Genomic DNA, 16,446 nt, shown 5'->3' with positions numbered 1-16,446 from the left:
CCGGAGTATCTGATGGTTTTGTAGTTCGCCTCCGTCTGGCTGCGCGCCGTCCATACCGCGGTGCCGCCATAGGGGTAGTACTCCTCCTGACTGATCAGCTTACCGTCGCCATCCAGCTCCAGTTCGCTGCTGCCCGGCAGGTTATCGTAGCTGTAGCGCAGCGGGTTATTGCTGATATCCGCCGGTTTACCGCTTTCCCAGTGCAATACCCGCACCATGGCACGACCGGCTGCGCCGATGGCGATCGCCTGCAGGCTCTCCTGGCCGCTGCTGCGCAGCTCCAGCCCCGGCAGATAGAGCACCCGCTGCGTCTGTGTGCTGTTGCCGGTTTTCTGCACGCTGATTTTTAGCAGGCGCTGGCTGTCGGCAGCGTAACGGTAGCTTTCAGCGTCGGAGGCCTGACCTTCCCGGGTGACCGGGGTAACCTTCAGCAGCTCCCCCCGTGCGGTCCAGCTCAGGTTCTGCCCCGGTTGCAGCTGCAGCTGCTGTCCGCCGGGGTTAAACAGCGCATCCACTTGCTGCGGGTCTTCCGTCAGGCTGCTGAGTACTGCGCGGTTGCTGCGGTCTGATACGGTGATATTGGTGGTATGGTTATTGCCGCTGGCGGCGTGGCGTATCTGCGTCAGATTGCCGCCGCGGTCATAGCGGTAGCTGCGGGTCCAGACGGTAAAACTTTTATCGTCGGCGGCCAGGGGAACCACCGGCGAAGGCAGGGTGATCCGCTGTTGTGCTGTCGCCGCCAGTTCGCGGCCGGTGGCGGACACCAGCTGATACAGCGTGTCATAGGTGTAAGTGTTTTCCGGCACCACTTTCTGATTCCGCCAGAACTGTGTGGTCTCGGCATCGTTAGTGATATGCAGCACATTGCCCACCGGATCATACTGATAGCGCAGATCCTGCAATATCTTCGCGCCGGCGGGATGGCCGGCAGGGCGCTGCGTGGTGATCCCGGTCAGGCGCCGGGTTTGCGCTTCATAATGGTAAGTGGTCACCACGCCATTGCCATGCTCTTCGCGCAGCTTCTGTCCGGCGGCGGAGTAGCGGATGGATTTAACGATTAGCTGTTCGGCGGCGCCTTTCAGCGTCAGCCAGCTGGCGGTTAACTGTCCGGCCATATCATACGCCAGCCGCTGGGTATTGCCCCGGGCATCGGTGCGGGTGAGGGTGGCGCCGCTGGCATCGCTGCCGCTCAGGCTGGTAAAGGTTTCTGCCGCTAATAAGTCTTTCCATGCGGATTCATCGTTGCCCTGCCAGTCGGCCTGGTTATTATCCGGCAGTAACTGGCGGGTAACAGAGAGTGGTGAGCCGCTGAGGGCAATACTGTTGATTTGCTCCAGTCCGGCGCAGTCGTAGTGACGGATATTCTGCCCTGCCAGATTAAGCTGTTTCTCTGCCGGAGTATTGCCAGCCCAGATAAAACGTTCAGTGATACGGCCGTTTTCGGTAATGCTGAGCAGACGGCCGGGCAGGGTGGCGGCCTGATACTCAAAGCCGCCGATCACACCGGTGGCGCTGAGGGTCCGTGCCGGACGACCGGCAATATCTTGCAGGGCCACGGACGTGCCTGCATCGACACTCGCGCTACGCAGTACCTCACCGCGTAATGCGGTCAGATAAACAAAATTGGCCTTTACGCTCCGCTCCGTCTGCTGCAAAGCATATAGCCGTGGATCGATGCTTTGCCGTAACAAACCACGGGCATCGTACTGATGGCGGGTGATGCGTTCCTCAGTGACCGTTGGTGTATCAGGATGACGAAAATACAAAAGTTCACGCACACTGATACCGCGGTTGTCGAGGACAATAACCGACGGCGTATCACGATAAAATAAGTTGTTACTGTTGTGCATAAAGCAATTCCTATCAGACCCTGATCATAAAGCTGATTTATCACATGGTATAATGAAGAGGCATTGAAAGGCTGTGAGCTCTTGGACGCCCTACCTTTAGCCACTTACCACTGGCATCCAACCCCTCCGTTGTCCCTGCTATCAGAAGGTGCACTGGATTTTGCAGCCTGGTGTCTCTGAGCGTGCTCTGCGGGATAAACTTAGGATCTCTCCGGCGGAACATTGAGAAAGGAAGTGCGGCGTTGGGGTCTCTATGTAAGCCAATATCCTTTAACAATGTGGGCCCGGAAAGTACCATTGTCGCGCGGCGGCGGTTTAAGTTTACTTTTAAGTCCTCAACCGTTCTTTTTTCTTCCCAGCTTGCCATTGGGAACACTCTGTCAAAACGATCATATTGTTCAATAATTTGGTTAATATACTCGGCTGATGGCGTCGAATTTTTTTCTGAAGCGAGTACCGCATTACTGGTTAATACAGCTTTCCCTCCCTCTTCGGGTACTCTGGCATAAAGAAATGCACTGCGGTTGGGATCATTAAATTTAAGCGATAGCAGAAAAAGTGACATCGCACCTACTACGTCGACATCCATATACACACCACCTTCTTCATGCATTATTGCGGCGCGAGTAAAATCACTGGCAGAAGCATAGTTATGAAAAGGTCCACTTATTTCACGGCCATAGAGACCTGCCAGGCGATAGCCCTGTTTATGATGCAATCTCAAGCTCTCATAGAGCTCCTGCGTATTCCTGATATTTATTTTATGGCCCACCTTACGTGCCAGGTATCTGCCAATCGATGATTCTTCTGATTTTATCAACTTCAATATTGTATGGCTGATGAGTTTAGGGTTTGAGGTCCAGACAGTGGACTCCCATTCTTCATTGAAGAATTGTGTGGTGAGGATATTGATCATCGCCTCCTGCGGAATTTCTTTCCCTTCCCAGGCGTAATGAACTTTTAGCGGTATTGCTTCCTGCGCCCTGTAGTCAATATAAGCAAGGGGATTATTCCTGACCATAGTGTACAAATTCAGCCCGTCCACCGTCCCTGATGGATCCGCAGAGAGCCAGCGACCCAGCCACGGCTGATAATAACGATGACCATAATAATACAGCCCTGTCGCGTCCCGCTCCTTACCGGAATAGCGTATCACTTTATAATCAGCCTCGGTTTGGTTGCGCGCCGTCCAGACCGCGGTGCCGCCATAGGGATAATACTCTTCCTGACCGATCAGCTTTCCGTCGCCATCCAGCTCCAGTTCACTGCTGCCGGTCAGATTATCGTAGCTGTAACGCAGCTGATTGTTACTGATGGCATCCGGCTGGCCCTGCTGCCAGTGCAGCACCCGCACCTGGGCGCGCCCGGCTTCGCCGATGGCGATCACCTGCAGGCTCTCCTGGCTGCTGCTGCGCAGCTCCAGCCCCGGCAGATAGAGCACCCGCTGTGTCTGCGTGCTGTTGCCGGTTTTCTGCACGCTGGTTTTTAGCAGGCGCTGACTGCTGGCATCGTAACGGTAGCTTTCATGGTCGGAGGCCTGACCTTCACGGATAACCGGGGTCACTTTCAGCAACTCCCCACGTGCGCTCCAGCTCAGGTTCTGCCCCGGTTGCAGCTGCGTCTGCTGTCCGCCGGGGGTAAACAGCGCATCCACTTTCTGCGGGTCTTCCGTCAGGCTGCTAAGTACCCCACGGTTGCTGCGATTCGAGACGGTGATAGTGGTGGTATAGCGATTATTGCTGGCCGGGGCGCTATGGCGTATCTGCGTCAGGTTGCCGCCGCGATCGTAGCTGTAACGGCGGGTATAAGCGGTAAAGGCGCTGGCTTCAGCGGCAAGCGGAACCACAGCCGCTGGCGCGCTGGCGCGCTGCTGTGGGATAGCGGCCATTTCCCGTCCCGTTGCGGCAACCAGCTGGTAGAGACTGTCATAGGCGTAACTGTTTTCCGCGATTATCTGCTGGTTGCGCCAGAAATGGGTGGCTTCCGCCAGGTTGCGTACCTGCAATACATTGCCCAGCGCATCATACTGATAGCGCAGATCCTGCAATAGCGGATGCCCGGAACGTTCGGTGGCGATACCGCTCAGCCACAGTGTCTCTGGCTGATAACTGTAACGGGTCACCACGCCATTGCCATGCTCTTCGCGCAGCTTCTGCCCGGCGGCGGATCGGCTGATGGATTTGACAATCACCTGCTCGCTGCCGCCTTTTAGCGTCAGCCAGCTGCCTTGCAGCAGGCCCGCCACATCATACGCCAGTCGCTGGGTATTGCCTCTGGCATCGCTGCTGCTGAGGGTGGCGCCGGTGGCATCGCTGCTGTTCAGATGGCTAAAGGCTTCCGCGCTGAGCAGATCTTGCCACGCCGATTCATCGGCTCCCTGCCAGTCGGCGTCCGTATTATCCGCCAGGAGCTGTTGGGTCAGCGATAGCAGCCCGCCGCTCAGGGCAATACTATTGATCTGGTTAAGGCCGCCGGTGTCATAATGACGCACCCGCTGGCCGGCCAGATTCCGATCTTTTTCCGCCTGGCTGGCGCCGCCCCATACCTGACGATCGGTAATGCGATTATTTTCTGTGATGCTGAGCAGCCGACCGGGCAGCGGGGCGGCCTGATACTGAAAACGGCTCACCACCCCGCCGGCGCTGATAAAGCGCGCCGGACGGCCAGCAATATCATTCAGGCTGATAGTGACGCCCGCATCCGCGCTGACCGTACGCAATATTTCGCCGCCGAGGCTGGTCAGCCAGATAAAATTGGCATTAACCGTTGCATCGGCCTGCTGGAGCGCAAACAATCTGGCGTCAATACTGTGCGCCAGCTGGCCACGCAGCGTAAAGCGGTGGCGGGTAATACGTTCATCGGTCTGGGTCGGCGTCTCCGGGTGACGATGATATTGCAGCTCGCGCACACTCAGACCGCGGTTATCCAGCACGCTAACCGCAGGGGTCGCCCGGTAGAGAGTGTAATCAGGAGTGCTCATCAGTCAGTTTCCTGTCTTCTGGTTGCGGGCCTCTTCGACTTCTGCCGCGGTGTCATTTTCATCTTCATTAACCACAAACCATGGGGTATACAGGCTGCGCCGCAGCCAGCCTTTCGCTGTCTCCACCTTACAGACCCGTCCCACCGGGTCGTAATAAAAGGTGTCGGCATACAGGTCCTTACGCGCGCTGTCGTCACGCAGATATTTCCAGCTGTCGAGAAAATAAGGCTGGTAGGTGCGTACCGCCTGCCCCTTATTGTCATATTCTGTGCGTCCGCTTATCGCCCAGCGAAAACTGCTCTGCGCCACCTTTGGTGAGCCGTCGCTGTCTTCGACCAGGTTGCCATCGACCGCATACTGCCAGGCTTCGCCATTTTCATGCCGCACCGAGGTCTGCAATACGCGGCCGAAACCATCGCTAAATACCACCTGCTGGCGGATCTGCTGCTCAGCGTCATTGTCATAGCGATCGCTGGTGAGCGTCACCACATGGGGCGGAAGTTTCCAGGTGTCTTTGGTGACGGATTTGGCTGCCCAGCTGTCGGCGATATACAGAATGCACTGCGCCACCTTCATCGGCGGTTTTATCGCCAGTAAGCGGTCAACGGTATCCGGAACCGCCATGGTGGTGGCGCTGTAACCGGCGGCTTTGCCCTCTTCCGTGCCGCTGAAGCTGGTGCTGGTGACCCGGCCAAGCGCATCCAGCGTGGCGACATGCAGGTTGTCATTGGCATCGGTGATGCGCACCGGTTGCAGAAAGCGCCAGTCATAGCTGGCGGTGGTGGTCAGTCCGTCGGCTTCTTTCAGCACCGTGACCACGCAGTCCCAGGCGCTGCGGGTGACGGTCACCGCGCCAGTGAGGGTAGTTTCACGGTAGGTCAGCGGTAGCCAGTAGTGAGCGGCGGTGTCGTAAGTGGTATGTCCCTGACGCGCAATCCACAGTTTTTTGCTTGCCTCGGCGCTGCGGGCGAACAGATAAGCGGATTGCTGCCAGCCGGCCTGCGTCAGATGTTCTGCCGTAATACTGCCTGCCAGCGCGGTGACCATCTCTTCATCCAGTCCGGCGGTCTCGATAAAGGCGATACGCGGCGGCAGCGCCGGGGTATCGGTAGATCCCTGATTCTGCCCATTCAGGTACCAGATCTGCTGCTGTCCTACCAGCGTATAGCTCTGGCTGTCCGCCACCAGACTGTCGCCCGCCAGCAGCGCCTCCAGCGTCAGTCCGCGGGCGGGGACGTTACTGGCGGGGTGGGTAAAGGCATCTTCCCGGCTGGCGTTAGCCAGCCCCAGCAGCCAGTTGCTGTTACTGAGCGCGGCAAGGTGATGCCAGCTGTTTTGTTGCAGATGCAGGCGCAGCAGCTGCTGCTGGTCATCGTAACTGCTGGCGAACAGGGTCTCCGGCAGGCTGTCCGGCCAGGGACTGACATCGGGTTTGCTGCGGCGCGGATAATAGATGCTGAGCTGGCGCAGCGGCTGACCATAATCGTCGCTGGCGAGCAGCAGCTGTTCACTGCATTGCGGATCGCTGCTAAAGCGCTCATAGAGATAGGTGCGGCTGACGGCGATGGCTGGCCAGACTACCGGATAGTTGCCTTTTTCGACCACCAGACGCACCTGCGGGCGGTACTCTGACACGCTGTAAGGGATATCCTGTTGAAGACTGTTATCGGCGCCATACAGCTCGCTGCGCAATAACATCCCTTTCAGTCCGCGCCGCAGCCAGGACTGGCTATTATCATCCGGCGTATAGGTCTGCTCATTTGCGCCGCTGCCGTGGGTATAACGTGGGGTAAAGCCAGCGAATGCCGCCGTATCGCCCGACCAGTATTCGTCCGCCAGCCGTTTATCCAGCTCAGGCAATCCGGTGGCGTACCAGCTACGATTGATAGCTGGCATACTGATCTCTTTCGCGCTGCCGCCCGCGGCGATGGTATCGGTATCGCTGATCTCGACAAAGCCAAAGCCGTGCAGTTCACGCTCTTCACCGTCCCAGGCGCCGTGGCGGTAACGCACGCTACTGACCAGTTTATTGCCGGTGATCTGGTCGGTGACCTCGGTGCGCCACAGGGTATGTACGGCAAACGGCAGGTAGCAGGGGGGCGGCGCTTTTCCGGCCGCCACGGCTTCGGCCTTCTCATCCAGCCAGAACTGCGCCGAACTGCGATAGTAGAGCGCATGGCGCGCCCCCATATTATTGTCCATAGCGATCAGCAACCAGGGTTTACGGGTAGAGAGGTTGCAGAGCCAGTGGCGGGGCTGTGGATGGGGCACGGTCAGCAACAGGCTGGTGACCCCCAGCCCCTGAATATCCGCCAGTTGCAGGCTACAGGTGCGATCATAGCGTACGCCGCCGGGCAGCATTACGGTAAACGGGGCGGCAAAGCTGTTGCCGCTCTGATTGCGATACACCAGCAACCGGTCACTGAGGGCATACAGCAGGTCGGTAGTGCCTGAGCCCTCAATATCGGCCATAAACAGCTGGTCGGGGTTGAAGCTTTCCGCCGGCTGGCTGAAACCGGGCAGGCTGACGGGCGGCGCAAAACGCCCATGGCCAAGGTTCGGCCAGTAGCGTACGCCACTGGCGCGCACTTCCGTCAGATGCTGCTGCCCGCTGCCCGCCATATCCGTGAAGGCGACCAGCACCCGATCGTCCGCGCCTGGCACCGGCAGGGTGATGCCGTCCGACTGCACCACGGTCTGTGCCGGCTGCCAGCCATTTTTTTTGCCCGCATAGAGTCGTACGCTGCGTGGCCCAATCAGCACCATATCCGCCAGACCGCCGCCCAGCACATCAGCCAGCTGCGCCCGTGGATGGCTATACTCCACCGGCAGAGCCGACAGCGGGGTGAAATGCAGCCATTCACGCTCCGGCGTGCGGTCATAATGGCCGGCAACGCCGGCGGCGGTGATAATCCACTCCAGATAGCCGTCGCCGTTCAGATCGGCGAGAGTGCCGCCGTTGCGCAACGTCGGTATTGTCGCCAGCGGTGCGGGGCTGCCCCAGCTGACGGCATCAGGATCGTTACCGCTGCTGCGTTCCGGCGCTCGATACCACCATGCGCCGTCATCCTGATACAGCACCCCCGCCAGTCCCTCACCGTTGAGATCGACCAGCTGATACGGCTGCAACATATTCATTTTGCCCGGGTCGTCCCGTTGCTGCCAGTTCGCCGTGGTCGGCGGGGTAAAGCTCTGCCAGTCAAATTCAAGTGCGGGCATATTGAGTCGCGCCTTGCTCCCCGGTTCGTAGGCCATCAGCTCGACAGATTTCAGCGTGCTGATCGACGGGTTCAGGCTGTAGGTGAGCAGCAGGCGTGAAATCAGCTCGAGCGGCTCTCCTTCGTTCTTCGAACCGCGCAGCGAATTCAGACGATGGAACATCAGTACCTGATTGCACTGGCGGCGGGTACGCAGGTCAAAACCATACTCAAAGCTGGAGAAGCAATCCGGGCGGATCGGCCAGGCGCCATAGTCGGGTTTCTGCCAGCTTGGCGGATCCGAGGTCCCTGAAGATCGGGTTCCGTAGTCAAATTTCAGCACAAACAGCCAGTCATAATCGCGCAGTGTCGCTATCAGGGTCGGGAATTTACGTCCGGCGACTTTGTTGCCGTAGTAAGCGGCGACCAGATAACGCTGCGCGGTCGCGTTCGGATGGGCCGCGAGTTCCGCTGCGCTACAGTTAGTATCATCTTCTGCCCGGTACTGATAATAAATCTGCTCGCCGGTGAGGGAAATCGAGGACTCCAGCAGCCAGACGGCGGTCTGTGTCGGGGTTTGCGGATTGCTGATGCGAGCCTGGGGGGTTCTGCCCAACAGGTGCATCTGACCGTCCGCCGTATACAGCAGCCAAAAATCGCCGCCGTTAGCGCTCTCTGATAACCAGTATTCAAAGCGGCTGAAACTGCTCTCAATGCGTGAACGATAACTGCTGACTCTGAAGGTGGAACCCAGGCTGTCGCCCAGCAGGGAACTGGCGCGCCGGGTTTCCGGCGTATTACTGCTGGTCAGTACCGCAACCAGCACTTCCCCATCCGCACCGATAAACTCATCGTCGTCATTATACAGCGGTGCGCCCTGGCGGGTGCGACGACGCACCGCAGGCTGGTCAACGCTCCAGCCGATGCCAAAAGGGCCATTACCGGCCTGGCTGTGGTAGTTAAGCGCCAGCGGAGGCGCATAGCCGCGTCCGGCACTGATCGGCAGCGTAATATTGAGACTGGCGGCCCCGTCCGGACCTGCCGTCGGCATATCGCTTTTTATTCCGCTAATCGCGCCGCCGCCGGCAGGCAATGACGGCGGGTTCAGACGCAGTTGTTCAGTGGTTTGCATAATAAACCTCTCCACAGGCTCCCGGCCGGGAGCCTGATATACCGCCAGACGCTGTCAGGTAGCGCTGAAGTTAAAGATGGTGTAACGGATATGCAGAATGATGTCGCTCAGACTGAGCAGCAGATCTTTCTGGTCGGTGGTTGCTTGCGGAAAACTCAGTGTCAGCGTGCCGGTGTCATTCAGCGGTATGCCTTCAAACGGCAGCCAGCGGGCGTCGTTAAAGTCCAGCTGGAACTGACCGCTGTCATTCATCCCGTGTGATACCGCCTGCGAACTGCAGCCGCGCGGCAGCGTCAGGCCGCTATAGCTAAGTACCGCACACACATCCTGATAAGGCCCGACCAGCGCCGGCAGGGTGACGCTGATCTGCTTAATGCGTCGCGTATTACCCAGTTCTGCCGGGTAATCATCACCGATCTTCAGGTCAGCCAGAGACAGTGCCGCCAGTAACTGATGATCGGAAGACATACTTAGCTGGTTATTGTTTTTACCGAATTTTTTGCTGTTGTCAGCAATCAGCTCCTTGATCTTCTCTGTCAGGGTGAAGCTGTCATTACCGCCGAGGTTGCTATACACCGCTGACAGGCAGACGGTGCGCGTCACCTCTTTCTCGCGCTCTTCTTTCTCCAGGTAACGCTGCTCCATCTGCGTCAGGTTGAGCATCAGGGTTTCACCGGCCAGCAGCCCGGCATAACTGCCCAGCCAGGCGCCGGGGCGGATAAAGCTGGCGGCGGAGTCGCCCAGCGCCCAGCGGTAACTCTGCTGCGCCATCAGACAGCGCGAGACCGCCAGGTCATAGAACTGGTAGTAAATCGCCGCCAGCTTGCCGCGCAGCCAGTTATACAGCGCCCGGTTACTGAACTTATTCTGCAGGAAGCTGAGCTGTGCCTGTGTCTGGATCTGCTGGGTTTCCTGATAGCTTTTTTGCCTGACGGCCGCCTCACGCCGCACCGCCAGTGAAGCCAGCTGCGCATCAATCTGTTTCACCTCGGAGGCGGCGGCATTACGCTGGATTTCCCACTCCTGACGGCGACGTCGGTAAATTTCGGACTGGCTGATGCGGTCGGCGGCGGTGCGTGATGCGGAGGCGCTAATCTCAATGCCGGTGCCCACCGCACGGGCGATGGAGCCATAACGGGAACCGCCGAAAGCGACACCAAAAACGTTAGGTACGGCATCAAGACCGGCCGCGGTGGTATAGAAGCCGGTAGCGGTGGTGGAAAGCACCGATGCGGACAGGTAAAGGTCCATCGCCTGTTTCTCCGCGCGGTTAACGTTCTCTTCATACAGCGCGCTATAACTGTCGAGGCGCGACTGCGCGCCGTTACGGCTCTCCTGCAGCGCCACGCGATCGGCGTCGATTTCGGCAATGTTTCTCTCCTGCAGGGCAATACTCTGGCGCACCAGTTCCGCCCCCTGGGTCTGCAGCAGTTCGGCCAGCGCTTCGGCATCCTGGCGCTCGGTAAGGGTCAGCAGGTTGCTGCCGAACAGGCTCAGCTGGCTGACAAGGGCTCTGGCGCGCTCGACCATCAGCGGGAAGCGCTGCAGCGGCATCACCGCTTCAGGCAGCGCCGCCCCCGCCTGCGATGCGCTTACCGCCGAACTGAGCAGGGCGGAGGGATCGCGCGGCGCAGCATAGATCGGCAATGACAGCGGCTGACCGTCGATAGAAAGATTGTGGCGCAGGTTATACAGCCGCAGCGCCAGCGTCTGCCAGTAGCCGTGCAGCTTCTCATTCTGCTGCGGGAAAAACAGGTTGGTCAGCGAGTTGCCGGTGCGCAATGTCTTCTTATCCGCCTGCTGACGGATAACCAGCAGAGCCTGTTGCGCGTTAGCCTGCGTGGTGCTATCGGCGGCATCACTTAGCTTCGGATCTGACCAGCCGCCAGCCAGCGCCAGCCAGGGCTCGACGCCGAGAATATCCAGCGCCTGTACATACCACATTTTGGCTTCGTTCAGGGCGTCGCGCTCCAGCTGGCGATAGGCGGCATCGCCGCGGGCAATCAGCAGGTCAAGGGTGCGCATAAACGTGGCGACCTTGTAGTGCATCGGGTCAGCCTGCGCCACGGCATCGGGATCCACCGAATCAAGCGGGCTGGCATTCCACGCGGTGTCCTCCTCCAGCGGGCGCACATTCCACTGATAAGCGGCGGGTTCGCCATTTACCCGATAGCCTTCCGGGCTCCAGATATATTTTATCCAGCGCGTCGCCTCGGCGAAGCGTTGCTCCTGCAGCAGGCGCTGGAAAATCATCATTGGCGCATAGTAGAACATCTCCCAGAAATAGAGCGCATTAGCGCCGCTGAAATCCATCGCTTCTGTCGTCGTATCGACTGACAGCCGGGTGCTCAGCCCGCGGGTTTTCGTTCCATTGCCGCTGTCGGCCTTAAAGACCTTATTGCTGGTATCGTAAGTGAATATCTGCAAGTTATTGTCGCCGCTGGTTAAATCGGCATCGGAGTATTTCACGCCAAGGTAAAGGTTTGCCGCTTCTGCTCCGGTTTTAGCGGCGTTATACGGCAGGAACAGGGTCACGCTGGTATCCTGATCGCTGGCCAGCTGGCCAGCGGCGGCAATATGTTTGCTGCGCAGGTTATTGGCGCCATTGGTCAGCGCGCCAAGATAATACAGCTCATAGCTGCCGTCGCCATGGCTGGCCTGATTGTAGCGGCCAAAATTCACCACCAGATAGTTGCCCGCGCCGAGTTGTGGCTCCTGTAATTGCTGGGTTTCCATCGACAATACCGTATCCAGTCCCATATTGGCTCTGGCGACCAGCTGCCGGGCAAACAGCGTATTCACCCGGGTACGCCAGGGACCATTTTCCAGATACTGTTCACCGGCGCTGCCGCGGACAATCAGCATTGGCGCCGCATCGGTATTCCGACTGACAAAAATAGAGCCGGTCTGGTCACCGAGAAAACGGTCGTCATCGGAATAGGCGGTGAGGGTAAAATTCACCTCCGCCTTACCGTCGACAAAGGCTGCCAGCGGAATAGTAAATTCGAGGTTTTTAAAAGAATAAATCGTTGAAGCGAAATTCTGTACCGGAAGCGCACTGCTGCCGATGGCATCATTGGCATTATAAATTTTGCTTTGCCCACCGGCGGAAATCTTCACCGTGACCTTTTTCGCATCAATGCCGGTTTTTATTTTGGTCATTTCAGAGGCGATAGTTGCCGAAAAGGCATCATCGAGGGTTCTTAAGCTATTCGCCATAAATTGCGCATCAGTCGCGGTGGTATCCAGCGCCAGTGAGTTGGCGGTGTCTTCAGAGCTGGCGATCGCGGTTGCGCCGACGGCGGGCATCCACACGCGCAATCCGGTTGCGCCGGTCTCGCGATAGAGCAGGATTTTCGCTTTGGAGCCGTTGGAGCTTTGTGCCGGCCAATACAACGGGTACATAAATCTACCCGTGGTATTGAACAGGGGATCAATCGTCAGGGTGTAGTAATAACCAAAAGTATCACCCATATTGCCAAACTGCTTCATCGAGGTGACGTTATAGCGCGACACGGTGCCGGCGCCATAGCCGATATAAGTGACGTTCAGATCGCAATTAAAGGCAATGGTGACGCTGGTATCGTCCGATGAAACGAAGCTGCAGTTATAAGCGCCGCCGTCTTTGAGAATGGTTAACCATTTGTCCCCCCAGGTGTAGTACATGCTGGTGGTTTTCATTGGCACGGAAAAGTCCACCAGATACAGCTGATTGACCTTCCGCGTTGACTGGGTATCAAACTGCCTCCAGGCATAATCCCTGAAGCCATTGGGCGCGTCGATGATCGCGACGTTATGATAGCTATCAATGGTTAATCCCACCGCTGCGGTGACCCGGTTCGCCTCCTCGTCCACCCCCGGGGTATAGAACAGCACAATCATCGCGCCACTGGTGGCAGAACGTGAACAGTAGAATCTTTTGCTGGCAAAACTGGCCAGCACCCCTTCGGCAAAAAAGTTCGCCAGTGGGATCCGGGTGACGTTATTCCAGCTGCCATCATGACGGATAAAGGTATAGTTCAGTTCATAACTGTTGATTTTAGTGACCGTGGTGTTGTCTTCGCTGTCGGTGCTCTGTTTGGCCGTCTCTTTCTCTTCCAGCCAGACAATATACAGACGCGAATTAAATACCACCGGGCGGATCAGCTGATTGACTGGCCGGGTGCCGGTTTTGATTTCCTGCCATTCACTCCAGGCGTTGGCCGGATATTTGCCGCCGGAGAACTTGTTTTGATCCAGCGTGCGCCAGTAATAAGCCTCTTCGGTAGCGGATTTGCCTACCAGCCAGCTGGTGCCGCTGTTCAGATGGTTATCATCGTGATAGCCGCTGACCACTTCCAGATCGGCGATCTCTTCAAAGCGGGTCATATAGGTTTTAAAGGCGTCATCAACCGTCTCGCTGGTCAGCTGGCTCTGGCTGATCGACTGCAGCATTTCGTCGATCATGCCGGTTTGCCCGCGCCGCAGCGTCGGGTCAACGTAGTTTTCCGGGTAATAGACCAGCTGTGACAGCCCGGCCCAGGTACTGTAGCGCTTGTTATAGTTATCCCAGTCGGTAAAGAACGCCCGGGCCTGTACCCCGGTGTCCACGCCGCTTTCCTGGCCGCTTAACGCCCGGTTGACATACAGCTGAACGCTGGCAATCGCTTCTGCCAGCCGGGTGGTTTTCACTGCCGCTGACACCTCGTTATCAATCAGCAGATAGCTGTAAAGGTCATCGCGGCCGTTTACCCAGTCTGGCGTGCTGTTGCTGATGGCGTATGCGCTGAGGGCGTGGCTGGTGGCTTCATCGATCTCGGCATGCAGCTGCGCGGTTTGCTGGCCGTTCAGTCCGGCCTGCAGTGTACGGCTAACGGCGCGCCAGGCCGGGTAGGTCTGGCTGTCAGCCTTGATCAGCTTAATCAGCGCATCAACGCCAGCCGGGGTGATGCCCAGCCGGGTGGCGACATCCACCCATTGCAGGGTGGCATCGACATCGATCCAGCCGTTGAATTTGCTGGCGCTGCCGCCGCTGGCGAGTTGCAGCCCCTGCGCCACGATATTTTCCTCCAGCCCCATCGCCTGCGCCAGCTGTGCGGGGGTGAGCTCAGTCGCGGTCAGCGCGGTCAGCAGTTCTGCCGCCAGCTCAGGGCTCTGCTGCAACCAGCGGTGAAAGCGCGCCAGAGTCAGCACGGTGGCGATATCATGCGCCAGCACGACGGCATTTTTTACAAACATTCCCGGTTTATTGACCGCCAGCGCCAGTTCGGCCGCGCTAAGTCGCAGCGCGCGGGCAATCAGCGCCAGCTGTGCCAGCATAGTGCCGTACTGCACCAGTTTTTTATTGTCGTCTTCGTTCGGTGTATCCTTCAGGACCAGTTGCAGGAATAGTGCGACGGTCATCTGGCCGGGCAGCGTCTGGTCCAGCCATTGCAGCACGGCGCTGGCGGTTTCCGCCGAGTCCAGCTGCATGGCCGCGGCGATAAAGGGCGCGGCGACACCATACTGTGTGGTGTTGTCATATTTCTGTCCGCTAAGACCGTTCTTCAGCGTGGCAATCAGATTCTCAATCTCCGGCGTCATCAGGGTACCGTAGCTGGTCGTGGTCATCAGAAACAGATCCGCGACCGACAGCTGCTGGCTTTGCAGCCAGCGGGTATACAGATCAAGAAAATTCATTACCGCCACCAGCTGTACCGCGGTTGGGTTGATAAACGTCAGGCTGGCGTAGCTGGAGATGGCGAGCAGGGCGCCGAGTTCGGGGATGCTCAGACTATGCACTTCAGCCAGCAGCCGCACCCGGTACAGCGCGGAAAGGTTGTCAATGCTGGCGCTAAAGTTTGTCGAGTTTCCGCCGCCTCTGGCCAGTAGCCACAAGGCGTACAGCGCGGAGTCATTAACCTTAAAGGCGCGTTTCAGTACCCCGGTGATAAAGGTGTCCGGGGCAGACGCTGCCGGGTTAAGATCGACGGTAGTGGTGCCGGTGGCGAATCTCTGATTGTCCAGTAACGGGGTGTTAAACAGCCGGTCAAAATGGCTGGGCTGATTGTCGTGGCTAATCTGGCTGATAGGGGCGCCGGCCAGCACCAGCGCGGCGGATAAATCAATGCCGTAACGCTGGCGGTAATATTGCGCCCAGAACAGCCGGCCCAGCACCTCGGCATTGATCTCCAGTTTCTTATTATTGCTTTCAATGACCGTACGGATATCGGCTGCCGACATGCCGGTGGTGTTGCCGAGGCGGATAATTTTATTTAGCTTCAGCAACTGGATAGTGGTGATTTTTGTCGGCTCAAAGGCGGTATCCAGCGACTTCATAATCTCGAAATAGGGCATCAGCGCATCATTGCTTAATCTGTAATAGCGGGCCAGCATGCCGGGGTTCTGAAAGGCGGCGATGGCGGTGGAACCAAAATTGGCGCTATACAGTTTTGCCGCATCCGTGTCATTAATACCCTCGATAACCTCGGTAAGGATTTTATACAGTTCCGGCGAGATATCCGCCTTCATCCGTAGCAACATGGTGCCGTCGGTACGTTCCGCTACCGCCGGATTGCCGGCAAAGGCGGCAAATTCGGCATCCTGCAGCAGGATGGCGCGGCGGGCGCTTTCATACGTCTGGTCAAACGGCGTGCTGCCCGAAAATCGCCAGCTGGCGAGCAGCGCCATCACGCCGTCATAATCTTTTGCCGCCTTCGCCTGAATAATATTGTTCAGCAGCAGCTGGTTGCAGAGTGACAGGGTGGAGAGTTCGTCATCCATATTGCTTTGTGACAATGGCAGGGCGGCCAGATCCGGACGTCGCTGATCCAGCCGATACCCCGAGCGGGCCGGATGCAGGTTTCTGGCCTCACGGTACAGCTCGGTCAGATATCCCGCCGGTGAGAATATCGACGCCACCGATCCCGGCTTAACAAATTTACTGGCGCGACCGCCAAACAGATCATCGTAGCTGCGCTGTTGTGCCGCGTGGCGGATACCAAGACGCACGGCATGCGTTAACTGAGGGTTAGCCCGGCCGAAGATGCGTGATTCAGTGAATTTATTCTGCTTCAGCTGTTCCTGCGCCTGTTGCCAGATAAAGTTTTGCTCGCCCCAGCTCAGACTACTCTTCGCCAGCGTATTCACCTCTGGCAACGAACTGAGCATAATGTCAGACAGACTGAGCTCGGGGAGCTGTCTGTTTTTCCGCTCGGTGTTCAGCTTTTCCAGCACCTTATTGGTAACGTACATAACGGTTTCCCTCTTTCGGGTTTCACTGCGGCTGTCGCCAGGCAACCGGTAAAGATCATTTATCCGTATCCTTTC

At 57.8% G+C, this 16,446-nt stretch carries 4 protein-coding genes; all 4 read right to left on the bottom strand.

Annotation, left to right across the window (positions count from 1 at the left end; translation table 11 throughout):
- Positions 1 to 1,850, bottom strand: a 1,850-nt coding sequence (locus tag JWF83_RS16550; protein WP_413651484.1) for an RHS repeat protein, incomplete at its 3' end; no start/stop codon positions are given.
- Positions 1,851 to 1,890: 40 nt separating this feature from the next.
- Complete coding sequence (locus JWF83_RS16545) at positions 1,891 to 4,830, bottom strand: RHS repeat-associated core domain-containing protein (protein WP_413651483.1); 2,940 nt, start codon at positions 4,828 to 4,830, stop codon at positions 1,891 to 1,893.
- A gap of 3 nt (positions 4,831 to 4,833) precedes the next feature.
- On the bottom strand, positions 4,834 to 9,159 hold the full coding sequence (locus JWF83_RS16540; RefSeq protein WP_413651482.1) for a SpvB/TcaC N-terminal domain-containing protein: 4,326 nt from the start codon (positions 9,157 to 9,159) through the stop codon (positions 4,834 to 4,836).
- 54 nt (positions 9,160 to 9,213) lie between these two features.
- Positions 9,214 to 16,371, bottom strand: a complete 7,158-nt coding sequence (locus JWF83_RS16535; RefSeq protein ID WP_413651481.1) for a neuraminidase-like domain-containing protein — start codon at positions 16,369 to 16,371, stop codon at positions 9,214 to 9,216.
- Between the last annotated feature and the right edge of the window lie 75 nt (positions 16,372 to 16,446).

This window comes from Pantoea sp. B65 (genome assembly GCF_047308185.1).
Classification (GTDB): domain Bacteria; phylum Pseudomonadota; class Gammaproteobacteria; order Enterobacterales; family Enterobacteriaceae; genus Erwinia.
This window is presented reverse-complemented; position numbering and strand designations above follow the sequence as displayed.

Excerpts from the sequence above, each read along its gene's own strand:
- JWF83_RS16535 (WP_413651481.1), bottom strand. The coding sequence starts at position 16,371 with ATGTACGTTACCAATAAGGTGCTGGAAAAGCTGAACACCGAGCGGAAA.
- JWF83_RS16540 (WP_413651482.1), bottom strand. The coding sequence starts at position 9,159 with ATGCAAACCACTGAACAACTGCGTCTGAACCCGCCGTCATTGCCTGCC.
- JWF83_RS16545 (WP_413651483.1), bottom strand. The coding sequence starts at position 4,830 with ATGAGCACTCCTGATTACACTCTCTACCGGGCGACCCCTGCGGTTAGC.